This window comes from Pinisolibacter sp. DMC19 (assembly GCF_056313985.1).
The window spans coordinates 196099-221896 of record NZ_JBQUZF010000002.1 but is presented as its reverse complement, the minus strand read 5'-3'; the positions used below and the strand labels follow the sequence as shown (position 1 = coordinate 221896).

Here is a 25798-nt window from a genome sequence, read left to right as displayed (position 1 = left end):
CGGGGAGGGGGCGCGATGGAACGCACCGTCCACGCTTCCGAGAAGGGCATGCGGCTCGAGCGTTTCCTGCGCATCCATTTCCCGCGTCTGCCCTCCGCCGCCGTGCTGACGAAGCAGGGGCGCCTCACCGTCGACGGGCGCAAGGTCCGTGTCGCCGATCCGCTGGCGGCAGGGCAGATCGTCCGCATCGCCGAGCCCGCCGCGAAGTCCGCGCCGGGTCCTGCCGCGGCAGGGGGCCCGAGCGAGGCCGACCGCGCCCGGCTCGCGGCCATGACGCTCCAGACGGACGACGACATCCTCGTTCTCGACAAGCCGACCGGCCTCGCCGTCCATGCCGGCAGCCGCACCGACGACGATCTCGACCGGCTGCTCGCCCGCTTCACCGATGCCGAGGGCCATCGCCCGGTGCTCGTCCACCGGCTCGACAAGGAGACCTCCGGCCTGATCGTCGCCGCGCGCCACCCGCTCGAGGCGGCGCATCTCGGCAAGGCCTTCTCCGGCCGTGGGGTGTCGAAGACCTATCTCGCCGTGGTCGAGGGCGTGCCGGAGGGCGGCGAAGGGGTGATCCGCCTGGCGCTGAAGAAGGTCGAAACGCCGCGCGGCGGCCGCATGGTGGTGGTCGACCCGGCCGAGCCCGGCGCGCTCGCCTGCGAGAGCGCGTGGCGCGTGATCGAGGTTCGCGAGGGCGGACGTTGCGCCCTGGTCGAGCTGTCGCCCCACACCGGCCGCCAGCACCAGCTGCGCGCCCACATGAGTGCCCTCGGCCACCCGATCCTCGGCGATCGGCTCTACGGCCGTGCCGGCTCGGCGCCGCGACTGATGCTCCACGCGTGGCGGCTCGAGGTGGTCGACGCCGGCGGTCGGCGACGTCGGTTCGAGACGCCGTGGCCGGAAGCCTTCGGAGCGCGACCGGCGTCCCTGCCTCCGTCGAAATGACCCTCGCCGACGTCATCGTTCCGTCGTAAGGAAGGGTGTAGAGCGGACCCGTCACGGGCCGCGCGTCTGACCCACGTTCGTCCGTGCCGTTCGCCGGTCGCGTTTCGCGTGGCCCGAACGGGGCCGGCGGCGATCCGCCGGCCCGCGCTTCCCCGGCCGGCGTCCACCGAGGAAGCTCCGAGGCCCCATGCATCTCGTTCTCTTCGACGTCGACGGCACGCTGGTCGACAGCCAGCACATGATCGTCGCCGCCATGAATCGCGCCTTCGACGGCGTCGGCCGTGCGCGTCCCGGCCGCGAGGCGGCGCTCTCGGTGGTCGGCCTGTCGCTCGACGAGGCGATGACCGAACTCCTCGGCGACGAAGCCGAGCCGACCACGGTGCACGATCTCGGCGAGGCCTACAAGGCGTCCTATTTCGATCTGCGCCGCTCCGGCGAAGCGCAGGAGTCGCTCTATCCCGGTGCCCGCGCGGCGCTCGATGCGCTCGCCGCCCGCGACGACGTGCTGCTCGGTCTCGCCACCGGCAAGTCGCACCGCGGCATCCGCGCCGTGCTCGATCTGCACGATCTCCACGGTCGCTTCGTCACCGTCCAGTGCGCCGACGATCACCCCTCCAAGCCGCACCCGGCGATGATCCATGCCGCACTCTCCGAGACCGGCGTCGATCCCGCCCGCGCGGTGATGCTCGGCGACACGATCTTCGACGTGACCATGGGGAAGGCCGCGGGTATCGTTGCGATCGGCGTCGCCTGGGGCTACCACCCGGTCGAGGCGCTGCGGGAGGCCGGAGCCGCCCGCGTGCTCGACGACTACGCCGAACTCGTCCCCGATCTCGCCGCCCGCTTCGGCTGGAAGGCCTGAGGCTGCGGCCGGACGAGCCGACCGCCACCCCTCACCACGAATGCCGCCGGAACCGACCATGCGCGATCTCCTCTGGTACGACCCCTCCGCCGAAGCCGAGGCGCCCGATCAGGTCCTCTCCCATCCCGATCCGGTGAAGCGCGCCCAGGCCGCGCAGAAGCGCAACCTGCCGAAGCGCTTCTGGAAGGACGTCACGGTCGACCCGGTCGAGGGCGGCTTCCGCATCCTGCTCGACGGCCGGCCGGTGAAGACGCCCGGCAAGCGCGAGCTGCGCCTGCCGACGCCTGCCGTCGCCGAGGCCTCGGCGGCCGAGTGGCGGGCGCAGGTGGATCATCTCGACCCCGCCACCATGCCGGTCACCCGCATCGCCAACTCGGTGCTCGACGCGGTGATCGACCGCCGCGACGAGGTCGCCGCCGATGCGCTGAAATATGCCGGCTCCGACCTCCTCTGTTACCGCGCCGAAGGGCCGGAACGGCTGGTCGGCCGCCAGAGCGAACTGTGGGACCCGCTGCTCGACTGGATCGACGAGACCCGCGGCGCGCGCCTGCTGGTGGCCGAGGGTGTCATGCATGTGGCGCAGGACCGTGATGCGCTCAATGCGCTTTCTGCATCCCTCGTCGATCTCGACCCCTGGCGCCTCGCCGCCCTCCACGTGATGACGACGCTGTCGGGTTCCTTCGTCGTGGCGCTGGCGGTGATGGAGGGGCGATTGACCCCGGATGCCGCCTGGAACGTCGCTCACGTGGACGAACACTGGAGCATCGAGGTCTGGGGACACGATGCCGAGGCCGAGGCGCGGCTCGCCCATCGACGCGTCGAATGGGACGCCGCGGTGGTCTTCGCGGGCCTGTGATGAACGAAGTGCGCGTCGCCGCGCGCTTCCCTTACGACGTTGGGATTACTGTCCCGCGAACCGGGGGCGTGTTAAGAGCCGCGCCCGAATAGACTTCCGAACTCTGTGGCAAACGGGGCTTCCCATGAAAGAGATTCTCGCGGAACTCGAGCGTCGTCGCAACGAAGCCTGGCTGGGCGGCGGCGAGAAGCGCATCGCTGCGCAGCACAAGCGTGGCAAGCTGACCGCTCGGGAACGTCTCGACGTCTTCCTCGACGAGAGCTCCTTCGAGGAGATCGACATCTACGTCGAGCACCGTTGCAACGAATTCGGCATGGACGAGAGCAAGATCGCCGGCGACGGCGTGGTCATCGGCTCCGGCACCGTCAACGGTCGCATCGTCTACGTCTTCGCCAAGGACTTCACCGTCTTCGGCGGCTCGCTCTCCGAGAGCCACGCCGCCAAGATCGTCAAGCTGCAGGAGATGGCGCTGCGCAATCGCGCGCCGATCATCGGCCTGTTTGATGCCGGCGGCGCCCGCATCCAGGAAGGTGTGGCGGCGCTCGGCGGCTACGGCGAGGTGTTCCAGCGCAACGTGCTGGCCTCCGGCGTGATCCCGCAGATCTCCGTCATCATGGGCCCCTGCGCCGGCGGCGACGTCTACTCGCCCGCCATGACCGACTTCATCTTCATGGTCCGCGACACGTCCTACATGTTCGTGACCGGCCCGGACGTGGTGAAGACCGTGACGAACGAGATCGTCACCTCCGAGGAACTGGGTGGCGCCTCCGTCCACACCACCAAGTCCTCGGTCTCCGACGGTTCCTTCGAGAACGACGTCGAGGCGCTGCTCCAGATGCGCCGGCTCATCGACTTCCTGCCGATGAACAACAAGGCCGATCTGCCCGAGCTCGACACCGCCGATCATCCCGATCGCGTCGAGATGTCGCTCGACAGCCTGATCCCCGACAATCCGAACAAGCCCTACGACATGAAGGAGCTGATCCTGAAGACGGTCGACGAGGGCGACTTCTTCGAGATCCAGCAGAACCACGCCAAGAACATCATCGTCGGCTTCGCCCGCATCGAGGGCCGCACCGTCGGCATCGTCGCGAACCAGCCGATGGTTCTCGCCGGCGTGCTCGACATCGACGCGTCGAAGAAGGCCGCGCGCTTCGTGCGCTTCTGCGACTGCTTCAACATCCCGATCGTCACCTACGTCGACGTCCCCGGCTTCCTGCCCGGCACGGTCCAGGAATACGGCGGCCTGATCAAGCACGGCGCCAAGCTCCTCTTCGCCTATGCCGAGGCGACGGTTCCGAAGATCACCGTCATCACCCGCAAGGCCTACGGCGGCGCCTACGACGTCATGGCCTCGAAGCACCTGCGCGGCGACTTCAACTACGCCTGGCCGTCGGCCGAGATCGCCGTCATGGGCGCCAAGGGCGCGGTCGAGATCCTCTATCGCTCGGAACTGGGCGACCCGGAAAAGATCGCGGCGCGCACCGCCGAGTATCAGCGCCGCTTCGCCAACCCCTTCGTGGCGGCCGAACGCGGCTACATCGACGACGTGATCAAGCCGCATGCGACGCGCTCGCGCATCGCTCGGGGCCTGCGTCTCCTGCGCAACAAGCAGCTCGAGAATCCCTGGAAGAAGCACGACAACATTCCGCTGTGAGGCGGCATCGACAGGGCGGGCGCCTGCGTCCGCCCCGGTAGAGCCCTCGGAATTCGCTTCTCGTCTTCTCGTACCCCTCGATGGTGCCGCACATGTTCAAGAAGATCCTCATCGCCAACCGTGGCGAGATCGCCTGCCGGGTCATCAAGACCGCCCGCAAGATGGGCATCAAGACCGTGGCGGTCTATTCCGACGCCGACGTCGACGCCCAGCACGTCGAGATGGCCGACGAGGCCGTCCACATCGGCCCGCCGCCCGCCGCCCAGTCCTACCTGCTCGCCGACAAGATCATCGAGGCGTGCAAGGCGACCGGTGCCGAGGCGGTGCATCCCGGCTACGGCTTCCTCTCCGAGCGCGCCTCCTTCTGCCAGGCGCTGAAGGACAACGGCATCGTCTTCATCGGTCCCAACACCCGCGCCATCGAGGCGATGGGCGACAAGATCGAGTCCAAGAAGTTCGCCAATGCCGCCAAGGTCTCGACCGTGCCGGGCTTCCTCGGCGTGATCGAGGACGCCGAGCATGCCGTGAAGATCTCCAACGAGATCGGCTATCCGGTGATGATCAAGGCGTCGGCCGGTGGCGGCGGCAAGGGCATGCGCATCGCCTGGAACGACGCCGAGTGCCGCGAGGGCTTCTCGCTGTCGAAGAACGAGGCGGCCGCCTCCTTCGGCGACGACCGCGTCTTCGTCGAGAAGTTCATCGTCGACCCGCGCCACATCGAGATCCAGGTTCTCGGCGACAAGCACGGCAACGTGATCTACCTCGGCGAGCGCGAGTGCTCGATCCAGCGCCGCAATCAGAAGGTCATCGAAGAGGCGCCGTCGCCGCTCCTCGACGCCGAGACCCGCAAGAAGATGGGCGAGCAGGCCGTGGCACTGGCCAAGGCCGTCGACTACGACAGCGCCGGCACCGTCGAGTTCGTCGCCGACCAGAACAAGAACTTCTACTTCCTCGAGATGAACACCCGTCTCCAGGTCGAGCATCCCGTCACCGAGCTGATCACCGGCATCGACCTCGTCGAGCAGATGATCCGCGTCGCCTACGGCGAGAAGCTGGCGATCGCGCAGAAGGACGTGAAGCTCACCGGCTGGGCGGTCGAGAGCCGCATCTATGCCGAGGATCCCTTCCGCAACTTCCTGCCCTCGATCGGCCGTCTGACCCGCTATCGCCCGCCGGAGGAAGGCACCGACGGCGAGATCACGGTGCGCAACGACACCGGCGTCACCGAGGGTGGCGAGATCTCGATGTTCTACGATCCGATGATCGCCAAGCTCGTCACCCATGCGCCCACTCGCCTCGAGGCGATCGAGGCCCAGGCCGACGCGCTCGACGCCTTCGTCATCGACGGCATCCAGCACAACATCCCGTTCCTGACCTCGCTGATGGGCCACGAGCGCTGGAAGAGCGGCAAGCTCTCCACCGGCTTCATCAAGGAGGAGTATCCGGACGGCTTCACCGGCAACGTGCCGCACGCCGAGGACCAGAAGCTCCTCGCCGCCGTGGCCCTGTCGGTCGAGATCCTGCGCAAGGATCGCCTCGACAACCTGCCGGGCCGTCTGCGGCCGCATTCGGGCCTCCTCCAGGACGCCTGGACGGTGAAGGTCGACGGCGAGTATCTCGACGTCTCCGTGCCGTCGGGCTTCGTCGGCATGCCGCTCGAGTTCGAGGTCGCCTTCCCGGGCGACGCCGAGCCGGTGACGGTCTCCACGCGCTGGCAGCCGGGCGACCTGCTGTGGACCGGCGAGATCGGCGAGCGTTCGATCACCGTGCAGATCCGCCCGGTGCTGAACGGCGTCGAGATGCGCTATCGCGGCGCCACCTCGGTCGGCCGCGCCATGAGCCCGCGCATTGCCGCGCTCGAGAAGCTGATGCCCTTCAAGGCGCCGCCGGACACCTCGAAGTATCTCCTCTGCCCGATGCCGGGTCTGATCATCTCGATCGACGTCGCCGAGGGCGAGGAGATCAAGGCCGGTCAGACGCTGGCGGTGGTCGAGGCCATGAAGATGCAGAACGTGCTGCGCGCCGAGCGTGACTGCAAGGTCAAGGCCGTCAAGGCCAAGGCCGGCGACAGCCTCGCCGTCGACGCCGTCATCATCGAGTTCGAATGATGGCGAACGGGGACGTGGCGGTGGCGATGCCGGACAGGGTCGCCGCCGTCCTCTTCGACCTCGACGGTACGCTCACCGACCCGCACGTCGGCATCACCACGTCGATCCGCAACGCGATGACCGAACTCGGGCGCCCCTTGGCGCCCGAAGTCGATCTCGACTGGACCATCGGCCCGCCGCTGATCGACGTCTTCGCCACGCTGTTCGACGGCGACCGTGCGAAGGCCGAGGCCGGCGTCGCCGCCTATCGCGCCCGCTACGGCACGGTGGGCCTGTTCGAGAACGAGGTCTATCCCGGCATCCCCGAGTTGCTCGACACCCTCGTCGCCTCGGGCCGCCGCCTCTTCGTGGCGACGTCGAAGCCGCACGTCTTCGCCCGCCGCATCCTCGAGCACTTCGACCTCGCCCGCCGATTCGTCGCCATCCACGGCTCCGAACTCGACGGCCGCCGCGCCGCCAAGACCGATCTCATCCCGTGGATCCTGAAGCGCGAGAAGATCGATCAGGCCGAGGCCGTGATGGTCGGCGATCGCGCTTACGACGTCGTCGGCGCCCGTTCGGCGGGCCTCGCGACCATCGGCGTCGCCTGGGGTTTCGGCGGCCGCGACGAGCTCGAGGCGGCCGGCGCCGCAGTGGTGGTCGACCGCGTCGCCGAGGTCGGCGATTGTTTCGCCGGGCGATGACGACAGGTCTTTCATCACGGTAAGATGTTCTGCGTCTCAGGGTTTCCACGGCTGGCGCGACGGCGCCGCCGCGGTTTACCTTTGCCCGTCGGCCTCGTCGCCGACGCTCGCTCGTCGATTCGAGATCGACGAAGTTTCAACACGATCAATGGATTGGTCGTTTCGATCGGTATCCGGCAGTTGTGACGCCGCACCCCGATCGTCGACGGGAGACGAAGGTGCCGACGTTCAGGATCGTCATTTCCGGTCGCGTGCAGGGCGTGGGCTTCCGCGCCTGGATCGAAAGACGCGCCCGCGAACTCGGCCTGTCCGGTTGGGTACGCAACCTGCGTGACGGCACCGTCGAGGCCGTCTTCCACGGTCCCGCCGACAAGGTCGACGAGATGATCGGCCGCTGCCGCCGCGGCCCCTCGGGGGCCTCCGTGGCCGTGCTCGAGCGCTACGAGGAGAAGGACCCGCCGCCCGCGGGCTTCCTGATTCGCATCTCCGAGTGACGATCGCCGCAGCCGACCTCACCCCGCGACGGTCGGCCCGAACACCTTCTCGAAGTTCCGCCTCAGCACCACGTCGACGTCGGTCATCGTCACCGGCAGGCCGAGGTCGACCAGCGACGTCACGCCGTAACCGCGGATGCCGCAGGGCACGATGCCGTCGAAATGCGACAGGTCCGGCTCCACGTTGAGCGCGATGCCGTGATAGGTCACCCAGCGGCGCACCCGGATGCCGATGGCGGCGATCTTGTCCTCGGCGCCGACGCCCGGCGCGATCTCCGGCTTCTCCGGCCGACGCACCCAGACGCCGACCCGGTCCTCGCGCCGTTCGCCGCGCACGTGGTGATCCCACAGCGTGGCGATGATCCACTCTTCCAGCGCGGCGACATAGGCGCGCAGGTCCTGCCGCCGCCGGGTCAGATCCAGCATCACGTAGGCGACCCGCTGGCCGGGCCCGTGATAGGTGAATTCGCCGCCGCGGCCGGTCGTGTGCACGGGGAAGCGATTCGGATCGACGAGGTCTTCCGGATGCGCCGAGGTGCCGGCTGTGTAGAGGGCAGGGTGCTCGACCAGCCAGACGCGCTCCGATGCCTCGCCTGCGGTGATGGCGGCCGCCTGGGCCTCCATCTCGGCGACGGCGGCCTCATAGGGCGTCAGCCCCTCGGCGATGGTCCAGGCGACCGGCGGAGAGCCGGGACGGGCGAAGAACGTGCCGTCGAGGACATGGTCACGGTCGGGGCGGGTGGCCGGCGAGGCCTGCGTGTCGGAGGATGCGGTCATGTCGTTTCGGGACGGCCCGTTTACCATTCGCTAACCACCGCCCTGCCACTCTGCCTGTCGTTCGGCGGTGCGTCGGGCATCGCGAGGAGAACACCATATGACACCGTTCGACAACATCGGCGTGGACATTTCGGTGGTGCTCGGGACCACGCAGATCCCGATCCACCAGGTCCTGCGGATGGGTCGTGGCGCGGTGATCGAACTCGACGCGCGCGAGACCGACGACGTCCAGATTCTCGCCAACAACGTTCCCGTCGCGACCGGCCAGGTGGTGCTGCGCGGCGATCGCATCGGCATCGCCATCACCGAGGTGCTGTTCCGCTCGCCGGGCTTCCGTCCGCGCGACAACGTGCGCCGCGTCTGAGGCGGTTTTCCGCCATTGTTGAATTTACTCCCACATTTTTCCCCGTGGGTGCTTGATCCCGAAAATCCGATGGGTTACATGAGCGCCACTTCGAACGGCCGACGGTCGATCGAAGGTTCCTCCGGTTGCGGCCGTGGCGGAATTGGTAGACGCGCTAGCTTGAGGTGCTAGTCCCGAGAGGGGTGATGGTTCGAGTCCATTCGGCCGCACCAATCACTTGAGTGATTGGACCAGGAAAGAAAAAACCGGCTCGGCAGCCCAACGGCTCCGGGCCGGTTTTTCTTTGTCGTCGAGGCCGCCGACGCGAGGGTGTCCGCGCCGGCCTCCGCCGTCTCAGTTCTTGACCCAGTTGGTGCGGTTGTCCCAGCGGATCACCCGGCCGTCGAAGACGCCGGAGATCACGTGGTCGTCGGTGAAGTCGACGATCAACTTGTTTCCGATGCAGGTGCCGCGCGCGATCGGCCGCGTCGGCGACACGATCACCCGGATGCGGTCGCCGCCCTCCGCGACGATCGACGACGCGCGGCCGTTGTAATAGCCGGCGATGAAGGCGCAGGGCGGCCGCATGCCCGGCGGTCTGCCGAAGCCCGGTCCCGGCGGCGGTGCCGGCCGCGAGGCGAGGCAGGTCTTGAGAAGCGAGGCCTTGGCCGAGAGATCGGCCCGGACCACCGCGTCCTGGTTCGACATGCACCAACGATAGTGCTGGTCCCGCCCGGCGTGCATCTGCCGGACCGGCGCGCAGCCGCGGGCGTAATACTGCGCCTGCGCCTTCATGGCGTAGTCGGTGAACTGCATGCACTGCTGCGGCGTCATCGCCGCCGCGCTCGCCACGCCGAGACCGGCGCAGGCGCCGGCGAGCGCGAGTGCCGCCATGGCGACCTTGTTTCTGACGTTCGTCACCGGCGTTCCCTCCCCCTGTGCACGATCCCGTCGAACGTCGCCCGCCGGCGACGGTGCGTCAATCGCCGCGTCGCCCGAGCGGAGACTTGCGAGCCTCGCGCGGACGTCGTAACTCGTTTCGAGGTTCGACAGAAACGGACCGGTTACGCGTGGAGGGGACCGCATGCTCGGACGTACGTTGTTCGCAACACTCATTCTGTCGGCGGCCGTGGCCGACGGCGCGTTCGCCCAGGGCCGCGGTGGCTGGGTACCCTGCGCCAACGAAGGCGGCTATTGCCGCGTGCCCTACGGCACGACCGTGCGCTACGGCGCCGGCGGCGGCTGGGCCGAGGTCGACACCAATCGCGGCGTGCCCTGCAACAACAACGTCTTCGGCGATCCGGCCGAAGGCCGTCGCAAGGCCTGCTACTACAGGGCGCAGGGCGGCGGCGGTTACGGCGGCGGCTGGGCTCCTCCGCCCCCGCCCCCGCCCCAGTGGGGCGGCGGTGGCGGCTACGGCGGCGGTGGCTGGGCCCACTGCGCCCGCGAAGGCGAATACTGCAACTTCCGCGGCCCCGCGACCGTGCGCTACGGCGTCGGCGGCAGCTGGGCGACGATCCGCGCTCGCGACGGCGTCTACTGCGGCAACGAGACCTTCGGCGATCCGGCGGACGGCCGCCGCAAGGTCTGCATGATCAGCCGCTGATCGGATCGATCGGCGCTTTCGATCGAGGCCCTCGCCCCGCGGCGGGGGCCTTTCTCGTCTCAGGGCGCCGGGACGAGGTGGACGATCCTGAAGCCCTTCGCCTTCAGGCTCGCGAGCAGCGCCGGCACCATGGCGGCGGTGTGGGCGTGGATGTCGTGCAGCAGAAGGATGCCCGAGCCGCGCGCCTCGATGCGCGAGAGCGTCAGCGCCAGCAGCGCCTCCGGCGTCGACGGGTTCCAGTCGGAGCCCCAGAAGTCGGCGCCGAACACGGCGACGCGCTTCTCCCTCAGCATCGTGTCGATCGGCGCCGTCGGGGCGAAGCCCGGATAGCGGAAGAACGGCGTCGACGGCCGCGCCCCGTGTGTGCCCGTCAGGATGCGGTCGACCGTCTCGAAACCCTTCTCGACGTCGGCGAGCCCCTTCTCGGCGGCGATCTTCGTCATGATCGGGTGGGTCATAGAATGATGGCCGATGGTGTGGCCGGCCGCCGCCATCCGCCGGAGTTGGTCGGGATGGGTCGCCGCCATCTCGCCGACGACGAAGAAGGTCGCCTTCACGCATTCCGCCTCGAGGGCTGTCAGCACCGCGTCGGTGGTCTTGCCGGCCGGACCGTCGTCGAAGGTCAGGACGATCTCCTTCGGTCCGAGCGGTAGCGTCTGCGGATAGCTCTTGGTGCCGACGAAGAGCCCCTCCGGCCCGACGGCGACGGGGAGCACGCGCGACACCCCGAGCGTTCCGGCGCGCGGACAACTCGCGGCTTGCGCCGACACCGCCGTGACGAGCGGCAGGACGGCGAGGGCTGCGAGGGCGACGGCGCGGGCGGCGAGGGCGATCATCGGCGGTCGAACTCTCTGACGGTGGCGGAAACGCGAAACGCCGCCGGGCGGGCCGGCGGCGTCGGAAAAGGGGTGACGAGGGCCACGCCTCACCACAGGCCGAGCGCGCCGCCCAGCCCCTTGAAGGACGAGGCGGTGGAGGAGAACCAGCCTTCCTCGTGCTTCGCCGGTACCGTGGCGGTGGTCTCCGGCTCCTCGGCGCGCGCCGGGGTGGGCGGCAGGATCACCGGCTTGGGCGCCGCGGCGGCGACGGCCGGGGCGGCCGCGACGGTGGCGGGCCTGGCGGCGGCACCATAGACCGGCAGCGGCGCCGTCGAGGTCTTGCCGGTGCGGCCTTCGCCGATCTGCGCCAGCTGGCGGGTGGCGTCGAAGTTCTCGAGCGCACGCTGCTCGACCGGGCCGGTCGTTTCGGCGACCGTCGGCATCACGCCCTTGATCGGGCCTCCGACCAGCTTCGGCGGCGGATTCTTCGGCTGGATCTGGACGATCTTGAAGCCGCGGGCCTTCAGCTCCTTGAGCAGCGGCCCGACGATCGAGGACGAGGAGTCCTTGATGTCGTGCAGGAGCAGGATGCCGCCCTGACGCGCCTCGAGCTCCTTCAGTGCCTCGTTCATCACGTTGGGGCCGTCGGCCATGGTGATGTAGCCGCGCAGCCAGTCGTTGCCGGCGGCATCGATCGTCCACACGCCCATGTTCAGGCTGTTGAACCAGTCGTTCAACGGCCGCGAGTTGAACAGGCCCGGATAGCGGAAGAACGGCGTCGCCGGATGGTCGGCGACCTGGCCGTAGAGGATCTGGTCGACCGTCTGCCAGCCGCTGCGCACGTCGTTCTGCGCCTTCTCCAGCGGCCATTTGTTGAGGCCGAGCGGGTGGGTCATGGTGTGATAGGCGATGGTGTGGCCGGCCGCCGCGGTCTTGCGCAGCGTCTCGGGATAGGCCTTCGCCATCTGGCCGACGATGAAGAACGTCGCCTTGGTGCATTCCTCGTCGAGCGCCTTCAGCACCCGGTCGGTGCGGCCGGCCATCGGGCCGTCGTCGAAGGTCAGCACGACCTCCTTCGGCTCGAGCGGCAGGCGCTTGCGATAGGTCGTGCCGACGTAGTAGCCGCCGGTGGTGTCGACCTTCATGACGCGCGAGACGCCGATGGCGTTCGGGTTGGCGCAAGCCGTCTGCTTCGGCTGCTCGAAGACGTGGTCGTGCTTCGGCGGCGTCGCCTGGCCGGTCATTGCGGCGAGCTTGGCGGCGGCGGCCGCTGCGGCGTCGACCGTGGGCTTGGCCGGCTTCGGAGGCTTGGCGGCGGCCACGGGCTTGGCGGCGGGCGTGCCGGGCTTGGCAGTCGTCTTCGCCGGCTTGGCGGCGGCCACGGGCTTGACGGCGCCGGCGGGCGTCGCGACCTTCGGCTTGGCCGGCACGGCGGGTTGCGCGGCAGCGGCCGGGCGCTGCGGAACGCCGAGCAGGACCGGAGCCCCGTCCTGCGCGAGCGCCGCGCCGGCGACGCCGCAGACGAGGGTTCCACCGATGATGGCGGACGCTGTCCGCGCGATCGAACGACGCATGATCTTCTCCGCAACCTCGCCCCGTACGGGCGGTCGGTCGAAACGACGACGCCGTCGCGACCTTTCCGGCGCGCGACGCTCTCGTGGAGACGCTCGCGACGCATCGGGTTCGTCCCGCCTGTCGTGGTGCGACATTCGGGATGCGCCGAACCACCTCCGCGCGCAAGGTCTCGTTAAGCATGCTGGCGCCGATTTTCTCAACGCCGCGTTAACGAGGTCACACTCTGACGCGATGAAATGGCCGGACAATGGCGAAATCGAAGGGAATCTCCGCCGAGCCGACGATCCGGATCGCCGGCCTGCGCGGACGACTCGCCAAAGGCGACGGCATGCGTTTTTTGCGCTGGCGCGATGCCTTCGACGGGGCTAGATCGGAGCGGCGGCGCCGGGCCGCCGACGAGCGGGAGGGCAGCATGACCGACGAGGAAAAGGCGCGTGTCGCGCCCCGTCCCGACGCGCCCGCCCCAGAGCCGGCGGCGCCCGTCGCGGACGAGGCGACGGTCGAGACCACATCCGACCGCCCGGTCGACGAGGCCGTGCTCGACGAACATCCGCCGTCGCACGACGAGGACGGCGACCTCACGCGCGCCTTCCGCGCCGCCGTCGCCGCGGCGATCGAGGCGCAGGACGTCGACCGGCTGCACGACCTCGCCGCCGACCTGCACGAATCCGACCTCGCGGCGCTGCTCGGCGCGCTGACCGCCGACCAGCGGCCCGAACTCGTCCGCCTGATGGGCGACGACTTCGACTTCTCCGCCCTCGTCGACCTCGACGAGACGGTCCGCGTCCAGCTGATCGAGGACCTGCCGCAGGACACCGTCGTCGAGGGCGTGCGCGACCTCGATTCGGACGACGCGGTCCACATCCTCGAGGACCTCGACGACGAGGACCGCGAGGCGATCCTCGGCCGCATCCCGGTCGCCGAGCGCGTCGGTCTCGTCCGCTCGCTCGACTATCCGGAGGAATCCGCCGGCCGTCTGATGCAGACGGAGTTCATCGCCGTGCCGCCGATCTGGACGGTGGGGCAGGTGATCGACTACTGCCGCGAGACCGAGGACCTGCCGGAGGACTTCTACGAGGTCCACGTCGTCGACGCCGGCTTCCGCCTCGTCGGCACGGTGGCGCTCGATCGGCTGCTGCGCTCCAAGCGCATGGTGGCGATGGGCGATCTCGTCGACGAGGATCGCATCACCGCCCATGTCGACGAGGACCGCGAGGACGTCGCCCGCCGCTTCACCCACTACAACCTCATCTCGCTGCCGGTTCTCGACGAGAACGAGCGCCTCGTCGGTGTCGTCACCGCCGACGACGTGGTCGACGTCGTCGAGGAAGAGGCCGAAGAGGACATGCGCGCTCTGGCCGGCGTCGGCGACGAAGAGATCTCCGACAGCGTCGCCACCACGACCAAGAACCGCTTCGCCTGGCTCTTCGTGAACCTGCTGACGGCTTTCCTCGCGGCCTCCGTCATCGGCCTCTTCGAGGATACGATCGCCAAGATCGTCGCGCTCGCCGCCATGGGGCCGGTGGTGGCGGGGCAGGGCGGCGTCGCCGCCACCCAGACGATGACCGTCGCGGTGCGCGCGCTCGCCACCCGCGAGGTCGGCAGCCTCAACATCACCCGCTTCTTCAATCGCGAGGTCATGGTCGCCTTCCTCAACGGTCTCGCCTTCGCGGTGATCGTCGGCGCGAGCGTCTGGGGCTGGTACCGCGACCCGCAGCTCGGCCTCGTCATCGGCGGGGCGATGGTGACCAACCTGATCGCCGCGGGCCTCGCCGGCGTCGGCATCCCGCTGGCGGTCGACAAGCTCGGCGGCGACCCGGCGGTGATCTCCGGCGTCTTCGTGACGACCGTCACCGACTGCGTCGGCTTCTTCGCCGTGCTGGGGTTCGCGACGTGGTGGTACCACATCGCGTGAAATGCCCCGGGGTGATCGCCCGCGAGCCCGCCGCGCCTTCGCCCGAACTCTTCCCGCGCCCCCGCCCTATCACCGATTGACAAAAAACAAACGACCGTTCGATAATGCCTGGAGACCGAGATCCCGACGAAGAGGATCCGGGCGCGGGGAGAGACGCTCATGATTCCGAACACCGGTTCGCTCTTCGACTTCGACCTCGGCGAGACCGCCGAGATGCTGCGCGACACGGTGCGCGGCTTCGCGTCGGAGCGCATCGCGCCGCTCGCCGACAAGGTCGATCGCGAGGACTGGTTCCCCCGCGAGCTGTGGCCGGAAATGGGCGCCCTCGGCCTCCACGGCATCACCGTGGAAGAGGAGTGGGGCGGCTCCGGCCTCGGCTATCTCGAACACTGCATCGCGCTGGAGGAAGTCTCCCGCGCCTCCGGCTCGATCGGCCTCAGCTACGGCGCCCATTCCAACCTCTGCGTCAACCAGCTGCGCCGTTGGGGCACGCACGCGCAGAAGGAGCGTTACCTCGGCAAGCTGATCACCGGCGAACATCTGGGCGCATTGGCCATGTCCGAGCCCGGTGCCGGCTCCGACGTCGTGTCGATGAAGCTCAAGGCCGAGAAGCGCGGCGATCGCTACGTCCTCAACGGCACCAAGCTGTGGATCACCAACGGTCCGTCGGCCGACACGCTGATCGTCTATGCCAAGACCGATCCGTCCGCCGGCCCCAAGGGCATCACCGCTTTCCTGGTCGAGAAGGGCTTCAAGGGCTTCTCCGTCGCCCAGAAGCTCGACAAACTCGGCATGCGTGGTTCGGAGACCGGCGAACTGGTGTTCGAGGACTGCGAGGTGCCGGCCGAGAACATCGTCGGCGAACTCAACCGCGGCGTCGCCGTGCTGATGTCGGGCCTCGACTACGAACGCGCCGTGCTCGCCGCCGGCCCCCTCGGCCTCGCCCAGGCGGCGCTCGACGTGGTGCTACCCTACATCCACCAGCGCCAGCAGTTCGGCGCGCCGATCGGCACGTTCCAGCTGGTCCAGGCCAAGGTCGCCGACATGTATGTCGAACTCAATGCGGCGCGCGCCTATGTCTATGCCGTCGCCAAGGCCTGCGACCGCGGCCGTACGACGCGCGAGGATTCCGCCGGTGCCATCCTGTTCGCCGCCGAACGCGCCACCAAGGCGGCGCTCGACGCGATCCAGCTGCTCGGCGGCATGGGCTACGTCAGCGAGAGCCCGACCGGCCGCCTGCTGCGCGACGCCAAGCTCTACGAGATCGGCGCCGGCACCAGCGAGATCCGCCGCATGCTGATCGGCCGCCAGCTGTTCGAACGCACCGCCTGAGGCGCGCGCGGCGCCGCCGCCCCGATCCCGAGAGCCGCGATCCGAAGACCGTGGCATCCGGTTCTCTCCCCCCTCGAGGGGGAGAGACAGAGAGGGGGGGACGGCGCCTCGATCGGGCGCTACCGTTGCAGGGAGGCTGCATGCCCCCCTCCCTGACCCTCCCCCTCGAGGGGGGAGGGGACGATGCGGCGCCGGCCTTCGGGTCTCGCAAGCCTGCATCGGAGCATCGCCCCAACTAGGTATGCTCCCCTCACGCGAAGGCCGACCGCGCCCGCGCGACGATGCCGCGGAAGGCTTCCGAGACCTCGGCGAGACGCGCGTCCCACGCCGGGTCGGGCGTCTGGCCCTCGATGCGGCGCTCCCACACTTCCATCAGGCAGGCGATGCAGAACGGGTCGATCAGCGACTTCTGCAGCCCGACGGTCAGGATCAGCGCGGCGAGGAAGGTCCAGCCCGGCCCCGAGCCCGGTGCGAACCACACGAGCGCCGCCGCCGGTCCCATCACGAGAAGGAAGATGACGACCGCCGCCAGCCAACGGAAGAGCGTCAGCCACACGGCGTTCTTCAACACGACCGTCGCATTCTGGGCATAGAGCACGACCGACTGCCGCGCGGTTGTCCAGGGGTCGTCCGAGCCGATGCGGATGTCGCGGGCGAGCACCAGCTCGTCGACGAAGGTGGTCGACATGCGCACGACCGCGCCGACCAACCGCGCCAGCCCCTCGAGGCCGGGCGCCCCGGTGAAGGCGGCAATGCCCGATACGAGGCCCGTTACCGCGCCGACGGCGCCCTTCACCGCCTGATCGAGCACGAAGAGCAGATGGATCTCGCCGAATCGCGTCTTCGCTTCGGCCAACGCGAATCGCACCTGATCGACGCCCGAGGGCATCGGCCGCCCGGCGGCCGCGGTCGCCAGCGCCGCGACGTGGCCGGCGGTCGTCAGGTAGAGGAGATATTCGCGCAAGCCCCAGATCGTGATCGACGCCGCGCCGAGACCGGCGAGACCGCCCCAGAAGGTCGCGGCATGACGGAAGTCGGCGTCGCCGACATGGCCGACGCCCCAGCCGAGACCGGCGCCGACCCCCATCGACGCGACGATCGCGCCGGTCACCGTGCCCCAGACGATCAGCCGCAGAACGGTGAAGGGCCAGGTCTTCAGGACCAGTCCGACCGCGCGAAGTATCGAAAAATCCCACATGAGACGACCTCCTCGGGCGCGCCCCGCCCATCGGTCCGGCGCCCGTCGTCTCTTGGTCGCGCGACGGCGTCGATGCGTTCACCACGAAACGTGCCGGAGCCCTTCGCCGGGAAAGCGGCCTCGACAGGGCGCCCGTCGGTCACTACATCTAGGGGCAACCCACTCGCAACGCTCTCATTCGGGAAGCGCCATGATCAAGACCCCCAAGACCTACTGGTACACGCGCCTCGACGAGGAAGAGGAAGAGGAAGAGAAGACCAAGACGCCGCAGTCCGTCCCGGTCGACAAGCACCTCTTCGACAGCCGTACCGTTCTGATCACCGGTTCGATCACCCAGGAGCTGGCCCGCGACGTCACCGCCCGCCTGCTGGCTCTGTCGCAGGTGTCGAAGGACCCGATCAACGTCATCGTCTGCTCGCCCGGCGGTCACGTCGAGTCCGGCGACATGATCCACGACATGATCGCCTTCATCGGCGTGCCGGTGAACATGGTCGGCGTCGGCTGGGTCGCCTCGGCCGGTGCGCTGATCTACGTGTCGGTGCCGAAGGAGCGTCGCTTCTGCCTGCCCAACACCCGCTTCCTGCTGCATCAACCGTCCGGCGGCGCCGGTGGCCCGGCCACCGACATCGAGATCCAGGCGCGCGAGATCATCAAGATGCGCGACCGCCTGAACCAGATCTTCGCCGATGCCACCGGCCAGTCGCTGGAGCGCATCGCCAAGGACACCGACCGCGACTTCTGGATGGGCCCGGACGAGGCGATCGCCTACGGCCTGGTCGAGAAGATCGTGAAGACGATCGGCGAAGTCGCCTGATCGACGCCGCCATGGCATGATGAGAAGGGGCCCTTCCGGGCCCCTTCGCACGTCCGGCCCCGCGCGGGGCCTTTTCGGGGGCGAGACGCATGGCCTACCAATTCGGCAAACTCGTCGGCTGGCTGCTGTTTCCCTCGCTGATCGCGCTCGTCTTGGCGGGGATCGGCGTCGCGGCTCTGCTGGTCGCTCGTCGGCCGGGCCTCGTCCGTGCCGGGCGGATCATGGCCGTTGTCGGCGTCGCGGCGCTGGTCACGATGACGCTGACGCCCTTCGGCACCTGGATCGCCCGCCCGCTCGAGCTGCGCTTCCCGAGACCGGCGGCCGACGCACCGCCGCCCGAGGGCATCTTCCTGCTCGGGGGCGGCGTCGATTCGATCGCCGAGATGCGCACCGGGGCGACGAAGTATCACATCGGCGCCGAGGCGGTGGTCGAGGCGGCACGGCTGGCGAAGCGCTATCCGAACGTGCCGGTGATGACGACGGGCGACGGCCCGGTCGGCGCCGACGGCGGCGACTATTCCTCCGCCGCCTCGCTCGCCCGCCTGCTCGAGGAAGCCGGCGTCGCCAAAGACCGCATCATCCTGCTCTCCCGCGCCCGCACCACCTGGGAGGAGGGCGAACTCTCCCACGCCATGATCTCCCCGCGCCCCGGCGCCCGCTGGTATCTGGTGACGCCGGCCTGGCACATGCCGCGGTCGATCGGCGCCTTCCGCGCCGCCGGCTGGGACGGCATCGTCGCCTGGCCGTCGCTCGGCGAGACCTGGGCGCACAGGTCCTACAACACCGCGCCGGGCACCCGGCTGCAGGTCGTCGACGTGGTGGCGCGGGAATGGACCGGGCTCGCGCTCTACCGGCTGCTCGGCCGCTCGTCGGCGCTGTTTCCCTCGCCCTGAGGCAGTGCCGCCGACGCGCCGTCCGAGGCGATCAGCGCCGCCCTTGCCCGCGACAGATACTGCCGGCGCGACAGCACCAGCAGCACGACCGTCGTCGCCAGGATGAAGACGGTGGCGTTCACGAACCAGCCGAAGAAGCCGATCGAGAAGAACAGCGCCCGGAGCCCCCAGTGGAAATGGTGGCCGGCGTCGATCTGCATCTCGGCGGCACGGCGCGCGGCGCCCCAGCTCTCGGCGGTCTCGGCGTCGCGGGCGAGCGGGATCGAGCCGATCAGGATCGCCGAATAGTTGAACAGCCGGTAGGACCAGCCGAACTTGAAGAAGGCGTAGCCGTAGATCGCCACCAGACCGACGATCTTGGTCTCGAGCATGCCGCGCGACACCGCGACGTGGAACGGCAGATCGGAGAAGATCTCCATCATCCGGTCGGTCTGGTTCAGCAGCGTGAACGAGCCGCCGAGCGCGATCATCGACGACGAGGCGAAGAAGGCGGTGCCGTTCTGCAGGCTCGACATGATGGCGCTGTCGACGATCCGGTTGTCGCGCAGCCGCACCACCTCCATCCACGCCCGCCGCTCGCGGTCCATCAGCTGGGTCAGCGACGGTCCGGCGAGATGGGTGGCGTCGACGACCAGCCCGAAACCGAGCCAGGCGGTGAGGAACCAGACGAGGGCGACGTAGTCGAGCGTGGAGAACTGAAGCATGACGTCTTCATAAGCCGAAAGTCGCAGCCATGTAACCACCGATCGGCGATCGATCAATCCGCGTGATGACCCTCGTCAGGACAATCCGTTGGACGTGGTCGCGCGACGGCGCGAGGGTGCCGGCGACGAACGACGGAGGTTCCCCATGTCGCGCCCGAAGCTGGTCCTCGCCAACAAGCGCTATTCCTCGTGGTCGCTGCGCCCGTGGCTGGTCGCGACCCATTTCGGCATCGTCTTCGACGAGATCCCGATCGATCTCGCCAGCCCGACGCTGAAGGCCGACATCCTGCAATGGTCGCCGTCGGGTCGCGTGCCTTGCCTGATCGACGGCGAGGCGAAGGTCTGGGAGACGCTGGCGATCATCGAATACTGGGCCGAGAGCCGCCCCGATCTCGCCATCTGGCCGAAGGATCGCCTCGCCCGCGCCCATGCCCGTGCCATCGCGAACGAGATGCACGCCGGGTTCATGGCCCTGCGTTCGTCCTGCCCGATGAACCTGCGGCGCACCTTCCCCTGGCGCGACTGGGGTGGCGCTGCGGCGGCGCGCGACGTCGCTCGCATCGAGGCGCTGATCGCCGAGGCGCGCGGCCGTTTCGGCGCCGCCGGCCCCTTCCTCTACGGCGACTTCTCTGCCGCCGACGCCATGTATGCCCCCGTCGCCTACCGCCTCGCCGGCTATTCCTGGCCGGTGTCGGCGCCGACGCGGGCCTGGATGGACGCGCTCTTCGCCCTGCCGGCGGTCACCGCCTGGGCGACGGGGGCCGCGGCCGAGACCGCCTTCGTCGCCGACGACGAGATCGACTTCGCCGAGTGAGGTGGGGGCGATGTTCCGTCTCTCGGCCTTTCGTGGAGGCCCTTCATACTGAGGTGCCCGGCGTAGCCGGGCCTCGAAGTGCGAAGGGCCGAAAGGCACGGCCCGTCGGGGCCTCGCCCTTCGAGGCTCGCTTCGCGAGCACCTCAGGGTGAAGCCGAACGGAGGCCGAAAGTCCGAACTTCATCGGCTCGGCATGAGCAAGGGACCATCGCCGGTGGACGGCGGCCATCGATCGGTGGCGTCGGTCTGCCGCCGGCGCTAGTCTCGTCCGCCTCTCGAGGAGGACGAATGCCGCTTCATCTCGTCAAGCTCTGCGTCGGTTGCGACGGGATCGCCGATCTCGTCGACTGGATCGACGCGACCATCGCCGAGAAACGGCGTCGCGGCCTCGAGCCGGTCCATATCCACCGCACGCGGATGATGCCGAAGAGGGTCGACGAGATCCTCGACGGCGGCTCGCTCTATTGGATCATCAAGGGTCAGATCCGCGTCCGCGAGGCGATCCTCGAACTGCGCGCCGTCAAGGACGAGGCCGGCGTCGGCCATTGCGACATCGTGCTCTCCGGCAAGCCGATCGAAGTCGAGGCGCGGCCCTACAGGCCGTTCCAGGGCTGGCGCTACTTCGACCCCGCCGTCGCGCCGCGCGACCTGATCGGCGAGGGGACCGCCGACCTGCCGATCGAATTCCTGCGCGAACTCGCCGGCCTCGGCTTGCTCTGACGTCCAATCCTCGCCACGTTCGCGTGGCACGACGGTTCCCGTCGTGAAGGAGTGCGTCCCTTGTCCGCCATCCGCCTCGTCCGGTTCCGCCTCGCTCTCGTCGTCGGCCTGCTCGCCGTCGGCGGCCTCCTCGCCGCGTCCGCGCAGGCCGCCGAGCCCCCTCACGCCGATCCGTCGAGCCGCCTGCGTCCCAAGGCGAAGGTCGAGACGCCGCTGAAGCCCGTCGGCCGGTCGAACGGCTCGGGCTGGACACGCTCGCCCGACGGAAAGCTGGTCTTCCAGAACGGCGACACCACCGTCACGGTTTCCGGCGAGGTCTCCGCCGGCTTCGCCGCCACGGCGCGTCACTGACGCCCGAGGATCGCCACGATCGGCGGTCACTGTCGCCGCGACCTCACGGAGATCGCCCCTTGCCAGCCGTCGCCCTCGTTCGCCTCTCGGCCGTCCTCGCCCTCGTCCTCGCCGCCGCCCTGCCGGCCCGCGCCGACGAGCCGGCGCCGCGTTCCGAGTTCGAGGTGACGCCGCTGCCGCCGGTCGGATCCACCCCGGCGCCGGTGCAGACCGATGCCGCGGCTCCCGCCGAAGGGACGACGGACGATGCGGCGACCGTCGCCGCGCCGGACGGCACCGGCGAACAGCCGGCCGACGTCGCGACGCTTCCCGAGGCGCCAACGCCGCTCGAAGGCCCGCTGCGCCCCAAGGGCACGTTGCCGGATCGCGTCGAGAAGGAGGAGCCGGGCTGGAACCGCAGCTTCGCCGGCGGCGTCAAATGGACGAAGGGCGACACCGCCGTGACGCTCTCCGGCAGCCGTTCCTCGGTCCGCCTCGGCACCACCATCAGCCGCTGACCCGAAAACGAGAGGCCCCGGAAACCCGTATGGGCATCCGAGGCCTCGATGTGTCCGTGCGTCGCGATCAGACGGCGCGGTTGTCGATCAGTCGCGTCTTGCCGAGCCAGGCGGCGACCAGCACGCGCAGCGGCTCACCCGCCTCGCCCGAGGGCGCCTCGAGCGTCTGGGCATTGCGCACCGCGACATAGTCGATCTGGCGGAAACCGGCCGAAAGCAGCGCCTCACCGGCGGCCTTCTCGGCGGCGGCGGCGTCGCCGCCCGCCCGCACCGTCTCGGCGACGCGGTTCATCTCGGCGGCGAGCCGCGGCGCGATCGCCCGCTCCTCGGCCGAGAGATAGGCGTTGCGCGACGACAGGGCGAGCCCGTCGGCTTCGCGCACCGTGGCGGCGCCGACGATCTCGACCGGCAGCACCAGATCGGCCGCCATGCGGCGCACCACGGCGAGCTGCTGATAGTCCTTCTCGCCGAAAAGCGCGACGTCGGGGCCGCAGGCGATCAGCAGCTTGGAGACGACGGTGGCGACGCCGCCGAAGAAGTGCGGCCGGAAGTCGGTCTCGAGCCCCTTCGCCGGCCCGCCCATCTCGATGCGGGTGGCGTTGCCGAGCGGGTACATCTCCAGCGCCGACGGCGCGAAGACGAGGTCGGCGGAAAGCGTCGAGAGCTTCTCGACGTCGGCGGTCTCGGTGCGCGGATAGGTCTGGAAGTCCTCGTGCGGAGCGAACTGCGTCGGGTTGACGAAGATCGACACGACGACGCGGTCGGCGCGCTTCAGGCCTTCGGCGACCAGCGCCAGATGGCCGGCATGCAGCGCGCCCATGGTGGGCACCATGGCGACGGTCTCGCCGGCCTTGCGCCAGCGCGCGACCTGGGCGCGGAGATCGGCGATCGTCCGCACGACGGCGGGACGGGCGGCAGGCGACGGCATGGACTGTCCGGACATGAGTCTCTCGACCTTCGTTGCGCGATCGGGTCGCCGTCGTCCTTCCGGGGCGCGGCCGGGACCCGCTTTGTTGCAGTGCGGCACTATGTCGGAAGCGAGCTTCCGATTCCAGTCCGATCTCATCGATTGAAACGAACGAATGAGACCGTGCCGCGGCGGCGTCCTGTCGCGGCCGTCGCGATCGTGCCGGTCTTGGTAGCACGTCGCCGGTCCGCGGGGCTGCGTGCCCGGCGCGGGGATGCTATGCCTTGGGTGGCGAAGCGGTTCGGGGATGCGGACGACAAGATGAATGCGACGTTCCTGGCGTTGGCGCTGGCCGTGGGGCTGGCCGTCCTGGCGCAATCGGTGTTCTCGGGCGAGCGCTCGACCATGGAGTCGAAGCTGCGCCGTGCCGGCGGCGCCGCGCTGATGGCCTTCGCGGTGGTCTTGCTCGTCACCGGCAAGTTCCTGGCGGCGCTGCCCTTCTTCGTCTTCGCGCTGATGGTGGCCGGTCCCGCCGCCGGCGGCTATGCCCGCTGGGTCAGGCCGTTTCTCGGTCGCTGGGGCGATCTCTTCGGCGCCGGCCGCCGCGATGCCGGGGCGAGGGCGATGATCCGCACCGCCGCGCTCGAGGTCGAGATCGACCGGGGCAGCGGCATCCTGTCGGGCCGCGTCCTCGCCGGTCGCTTCGAGGGTCGGGAACTGGCGCATCTGTCGGTCGAGGATCTGTTCGCGCTCCGGAGCGACATCGCCTTCGATCCCGACGGCCGTTCACTGCTGGAGGCGTATCTCGACCGCCGGGTGCCCCTCTGGCGTCAGCACGTTGACCAGGACGCGGCACCGGGGCAGTCCCGTCCGGCGCGCCCGGGCGCGATGACCGACGAGGAGGCCCATCAGATTCTCGGCCTTCGCCCAGGCGCTTCGGAAGCCGAAGTGCGGGCTGCTCACCGACGGCTCATGAAGGCCGTGCACCCGGACCGGGGCGGGTCGAACTTCCTCGCCGCGGAGATCAACGCCGCCAAGGATCGTCTGATCGGCAATCATCGCGGTCCCTCCGGTCACTGACGCAAGGCGAGGCAGGAGATCTTCTTCCGCTTCAGCGCCTTGCAGGCGCCGTCGGCGGCGTTCTGGCTTTCGAAGCCGGCGAAACGGGCCCGCCACAGCTTGCCCGAGCCGCCGCCGATCTGTTCGGTGACGGCATCGGCGAGGGCGACGGACTTGCCGCCCTTGATACGTGCGTCGACCAACGCCGCGCGGGCCTTGGTCTCCTCGTCGAAGGCGCCGATCTGCACCAGCCAGCCGGCGCGGGCGGCCTCGACGGCGCGCGACGGAACGGCGGGTTCGGCGGAACGGGCGGCAGGCGCCATGGCCGGCGCCGGAGCGGGCTCGGCGGCACGGGTCGGCACGGAACCGGTGGTCAGCGCCGCCACTTCCGACATCGAGACGGTGGCATGGGCGAGCGACGGCGGCGTCTCCGGCTCGGCGGCGCGCGGCGCCACGGCGGCGACGCGGGCCTCGGCCGCGGGGGCGGCCGGGCGGGCTGCGGCCTGGGTGATGCTCTGCGGCAGCAGGATGGCGCGGGCCATGGCGACGGCGGCGCCGTGATCGTTCGACCCGCGCGTCTCGGCGAGCGGCAGCGGACCGGGATCGATCACTTCGGTGCGGGCGATGCGCGGCCGGTTGATCGAGCGGGTCGGGATCGGCGCGGTCGGTGCGGCCTGATCGAGCGCGGTGAGCTTGACCGGTTCGGCCGGCGCGGCCGCGGCCGGAGCGGGGGCGGGCGCTTCGGCGACGACCGGCGGCGTCGGGACGGGCAGGGCGACCGGCGCCGCCGAAGCCGGCGGGATCGAGGCGGTGGCGATCGGATCGGCCGCGACGTAGTCGTCGGCGCCGAAATCGTCCGAGGCGTCGGCCGACTTGCCGAGCCGCAGCACCGACGACACCTTGGCGCCGGCCGAGGCCGAGCCGATGTGGCGGGCCAGCAGCGACGCCATGTGGTCGTCGCGCTCGCGGCCCGACGAACCGCCGAGCACCGAGGCGACGACGTGGCGGCCGTCGCGGCGGATCGACGTGACGAGATTGAAGCCCGAGGCCTGAGTGTAGCCGGTCTTGATGCCGTCGACACCGTCGATGCGGCCGAGCAGACGGTTGTGATTGCCGATCACCTCGCCGCCCCAGGCGAAGGAGCGCGTGTTGAAGTAGCGATAGTAGACCGGGAAGCGCTCCTGCAGCGCCCGACCGAGCGTGACGATGTCCTTGGCGGTGGTCCACTGGTCGGCGTTGGGCAGGCCGGAGGCGTTGAGGAAGGTGGTGCGGCTCATGCCGATGCGCCGCGCGGTCGCGGTCATGCGCTTGGCGAAGGCCTGTTCGGTGCCGGCGACGTTCTCGGCGATGGTCACGGCGACGTCGTTGGCCGACCGGGTGACGAGCGCGCGGATGGCGTCTTCGGCGGAAATGGTCTGACCGGGGCGGATGCCGAGCTTCGAGGGCGACTGCGCCGCCGCCTTGGCCGAGGCGGTGAAGCGCGAACCGAGCGTGAAGCGGCGGCGCTCGAGGTCCTCGAACAGGACGTAGAGCGTCATCATCTTGGTCAGCGAGGCCGGGTGGCGCAGCTCGTTCTCGTTCTTGGCGTAGAGAACGCGGCCGGTCTTGTCGTCGATCACGAAGGCCGCGTAACGCGGCGACGAGGTGATGCCGCCGTCGTCGCGAGACGAGCGGGAGACGCTGTGACTCTGATGCGGATGGCGGATCTTCCGCTTCGCTTCGGCGGAACCGACCGTCACCAGACACAGGGCCATGCCGACCAGGAGCGCCTTGCCGAGACGCGCCGGCTCGAAGATACGCGGATACTGCACTGTTCCATTCCTCGAAGCCGCAGTCCGCCTTCTGGCGGACGCCGTTCGATCGGAAGGTCTGCCCGTGT

26 protein-coding genes and 1 tRNA gene are annotated in these 25798 nt (G+C 69.5%); 19 read left to right on the top strand and 8 right to left on the bottom strand.

The genetic code is table 11. The annotated features are described in order from the left end of the window. The first annotated feature begins 15 nt into the window (after positions 1–15). From ACT53U_RS05355 to ACT53U_RS05325, 7 genes are all read left to right on the top strand, one after another. On the top strand, positions 16–936 hold the full coding sequence (locus ACT53U_RS05355) for an RluA family pseudouridine synthase (RefSeq protein ID WP_476153396.1): 921 nt from the start codon (positions 16–18) through the stop codon (positions 934–936). A gap of 187 nt (positions 937–1123) precedes the next feature. After that, entirely contained in the window at positions 1124–1798 is a 675-nt protein-coding gene (locus tag ACT53U_RS05350; protein WP_476153394.1) for an HAD-IA family hydrolase, read from the top strand. A gap of 58 nt (positions 1799–1856) precedes the next feature. Continuing rightward, complete coding sequence (locus ACT53U_RS05345; RefSeq protein ID WP_476153392.1) at positions 1857–2654, top strand: ATP12 family chaperone protein; 798 nt, start codon at positions 1857–1859, stop codon at positions 2652–2654. A gap of 124 nt (positions 2655–2778) precedes the next feature. Further along, the gene (locus ACT53U_RS05340; protein ID WP_476153390.1) at positions 2779–4311 is read left to right on the top strand and encodes an acyl-CoA carboxylase subunit beta; all 1533 of its coding nucleotides are present in this window, start codon (positions 2779–2781) and stop codon (positions 4309–4311) included. A 92-nt stretch (positions 4312–4403) separates the two neighbouring features. Next, positions 4404–6419, top strand: coding sequence for an acetyl-CoA carboxylase biotin carboxylase subunit (locus ACT53U_RS05335; protein ID WP_476153388.1), 2016 nt, complete (start codon positions 4404–4406; stop codon positions 6417–6419). Continuing rightward, the gene (locus ACT53U_RS05330; RefSeq protein WP_476153386.1) at positions 6419–7102 is read left to right on the top strand and encodes an HAD hydrolase-like protein; all 684 of its coding nucleotides are present in this window, start codon (positions 6419–6421) and stop codon (positions 7100–7102) included. Before ACT53U_RS05335 ends, ACT53U_RS05330 begins: the two co-directional genes overlap by 1 nt. A gap of 218 nt (positions 7103–7320) precedes the next feature. Continuing rightward, on the top strand, positions 7321–7596 hold the full coding sequence (locus tag ACT53U_RS05325; protein WP_476153384.1) for an acylphosphatase: 276 nt from the start codon (positions 7321–7323) through the stop codon (positions 7594–7596). 18 nt (positions 7597–7614) lie between these two features. On the opposite strand, the gene lipB is transcribed toward ACT53U_RS05325, so the two are convergent. Beyond that, a complete protein-coding gene (lipB, locus tag ACT53U_RS05320) occupies positions 7615–8373 on the bottom strand; it encodes a lipoyl(octanoyl) transferase LipB (protein WP_476153382.1) in 759 nt (252 codons plus the stop codon). Positions 8374–8470: 97 nt separating this feature from the next. Here lipB and ACT53U_RS05315 point away from each other — a divergent pair, with 97 nt between their 5' ends. After that, entirely contained in the window at positions 8471–8737 is a 267-nt protein-coding gene (locus ACT53U_RS05315; protein WP_476138158.1) for a FliM/FliN family flagellar motor switch protein, read from the top strand. Positions 8738–8864: 127 nt separating this feature from the next. Beyond that, positions 8865–8949 (top strand) — tRNA-Leu (locus ACT53U_RS05310). 121 nt (positions 8950–9070) lie between these two features. Here the strand turns inward: ACT53U_RS05310 and ACT53U_RS05305 are convergent. After that, positions 9071–9637: a hypothetical protein gene (locus ACT53U_RS05305; RefSeq protein ID WP_476153380.1), complete on the bottom strand. Its 567-nt coding sequence runs from the start codon at positions 9635–9637 to the stop codon at positions 9071–9073. 163 nt (positions 9638–9800) lie between these two features. Here ACT53U_RS05305 and ACT53U_RS05300 point away from each other — a divergent pair, with 163 nt between their 5' ends. After that, complete coding sequence (locus tag ACT53U_RS05300) at positions 9801–10322, top strand: hypothetical protein (RefSeq protein WP_476153378.1); 522 nt, start codon at positions 9801–9803, stop codon at positions 10320–10322. Between the two features lie 59 nt (positions 10323–10381). On the opposite strand, the gene ACT53U_RS05295 is transcribed toward ACT53U_RS05300, so the two are convergent. Further along, the gene (locus tag ACT53U_RS05295) at positions 10382–11158 is read right to left on the bottom strand and encodes a polysaccharide deacetylase family protein (protein WP_476153376.1); all 777 of its coding nucleotides are present in this window, start codon (positions 11156–11158) and stop codon (positions 10382–10384) included. A gap of 89 nt (positions 11159–11247) precedes the next feature. Further along, positions 11248–12714 (bottom strand): polysaccharide deacetylase family protein, encoded by a 1467-nt coding sequence (locus ACT53U_RS05290; protein WP_476153374.1) that lies wholly within the window; start codon positions 12712–12714, stop codon positions 11248–11250. A gap of 413 nt (positions 12715–13127) precedes the next feature. Here ACT53U_RS05290 and mgtE point away from each other — a divergent pair, with 413 nt between their 5' ends. Together mgtE and ACT53U_RS05280 are read left to right on the top strand one after the other, a co-directional pair. Next, entirely contained in the window at positions 13128–14630 is a 1503-nt protein-coding gene (gene mgtE / locus ACT53U_RS05285) for a magnesium transporter (RefSeq protein ID WP_476153372.1), read from the top strand. A 159-nt stretch (positions 14631–14789) separates the two neighbouring features. Beyond that, entirely contained in the window at positions 14790–15962 is a 1173-nt protein-coding gene (locus tag ACT53U_RS05280; RefSeq protein WP_476153371.1) for an isovaleryl-CoA dehydrogenase, read from the top strand. A gap of 250 nt (positions 15963–16212) precedes the next feature. On the opposite strand, the gene ACT53U_RS05275 is transcribed toward ACT53U_RS05280, so the two are convergent. Then, positions 16213–17160 carry a hypothetical protein gene (locus ACT53U_RS05275; protein ID WP_476153369.1) on the bottom strand — a complete coding sequence of 316 codons (948 nt, stop codon included), beginning with the start codon at positions 17158–17160 and terminating at the stop codon, positions 16213–16215. A 190-nt stretch (positions 17161–17350) separates the two neighbouring features. Here ACT53U_RS05275 and ACT53U_RS05270 point away from each other — a divergent pair, with 190 nt between their 5' ends. Both ACT53U_RS05270 and ACT53U_RS05265 read left to right on the top strand, forming a co-directional pair. Then, complete coding sequence (locus ACT53U_RS05270) at positions 17351–17974, top strand: ATP-dependent Clp protease proteolytic subunit (RefSeq protein ID WP_476153367.1); 624 nt, start codon at positions 17351–17353, stop codon at positions 17972–17974. Positions 17975–18063: 89 nt separating this feature from the next. Next, positions 18064–18867 (top strand): YdcF family protein, encoded by an 804-nt coding sequence (locus ACT53U_RS05265; RefSeq protein ID WP_476153365.1) that lies wholly within the window; start codon positions 18064–18066, stop codon positions 18865–18867. Here the strand turns inward: ACT53U_RS05265 and ACT53U_RS05260 are convergent. Continuing rightward, positions 18822–19571 carry a DUF599 domain-containing protein gene (locus ACT53U_RS05260; protein ID WP_476153363.1) on the bottom strand — a complete coding sequence of 250 codons (750 nt, stop codon included), beginning with the start codon at positions 19569–19571 and terminating at the stop codon, positions 18822–18824. The two genes, ACT53U_RS05265 and ACT53U_RS05260, sit on opposite strands and share 46 nt — an antisense overlap. Before the next feature lie 145 nt (positions 19572–19716). On the opposite strand from ACT53U_RS05260, the gene ACT53U_RS05255 reads away from it, so the two are divergent. The 4 genes from ACT53U_RS05255 to ACT53U_RS05240 all read left to right on the top strand — a co-directional run bounded on the left by ACT53U_RS05255 (position 19717) and on the right by ACT53U_RS05240 (position 21953). After that, positions 19717–20385 (top strand): glutathione S-transferase family protein, encoded by a 669-nt coding sequence (locus ACT53U_RS05255; protein ID WP_476153361.1) that lies wholly within the window; start codon positions 19717–19719, stop codon positions 20383–20385. A 288-nt stretch (positions 20386–20673) separates the two neighbouring features. After that, the gene (locus ACT53U_RS05250) at positions 20674–21105 is read left to right on the top strand and encodes a DUF1489 family protein (RefSeq protein WP_476153359.1); all 432 of its coding nucleotides are present in this window, start codon (positions 20674–20676) and stop codon (positions 21103–21105) included. Positions 21106–21165: 60 nt separating this feature from the next. Then, positions 21166–21456 (top strand): hypothetical protein, encoded by a 291-nt coding sequence (locus ACT53U_RS05245; RefSeq protein ID WP_476153357.1) that lies wholly within the window; start codon positions 21166–21168, stop codon positions 21454–21456. 59 nt (positions 21457–21515) lie between these two features. After that, the gene (locus ACT53U_RS05240; RefSeq protein WP_476153355.1) at positions 21516–21953 is read left to right on the top strand and encodes a hypothetical protein; all 438 of its coding nucleotides are present in this window, start codon (positions 21516–21518) and stop codon (positions 21951–21953) included. A gap of 67 nt (positions 21954–22020) precedes the next feature. Here the strand turns inward: ACT53U_RS05240 and panC are convergent, their stop codons facing one another. Further along, positions 22021–22896, bottom strand: a complete 876-nt coding sequence (panC, locus tag ACT53U_RS05235) for a pantoate--beta-alanine ligase (RefSeq protein WP_476153353.1) — start codon at positions 22894–22896, stop codon at positions 22021–22023. Positions 22897–23148: 252 nt separating this feature from the next. On the opposite strand from panC, the gene ACT53U_RS05230 reads away from it, so the two are divergent. After that, positions 23149–23940: a DnaJ domain-containing protein gene (locus ACT53U_RS05230; RefSeq protein ID WP_476153351.1), complete on the top strand. Its 792-nt coding sequence runs from the start codon at positions 23149–23151 to the stop codon at positions 23938–23940. On the opposite strand, the gene ACT53U_RS05225 is transcribed toward ACT53U_RS05230, so the two are convergent. Further along, positions 23934–25730 carry an SPOR domain-containing protein gene (locus ACT53U_RS05225; RefSeq protein WP_476153349.1) on the bottom strand — a complete coding sequence of 599 codons (1797 nt, stop codon included), beginning with the start codon at positions 25728–25730 and terminating at the stop codon, positions 23934–23936. The genes ACT53U_RS05230 and ACT53U_RS05225 overlap by 7 nt on opposite strands. Positions 25731–25798: the final 68 nt, after the last annotated feature.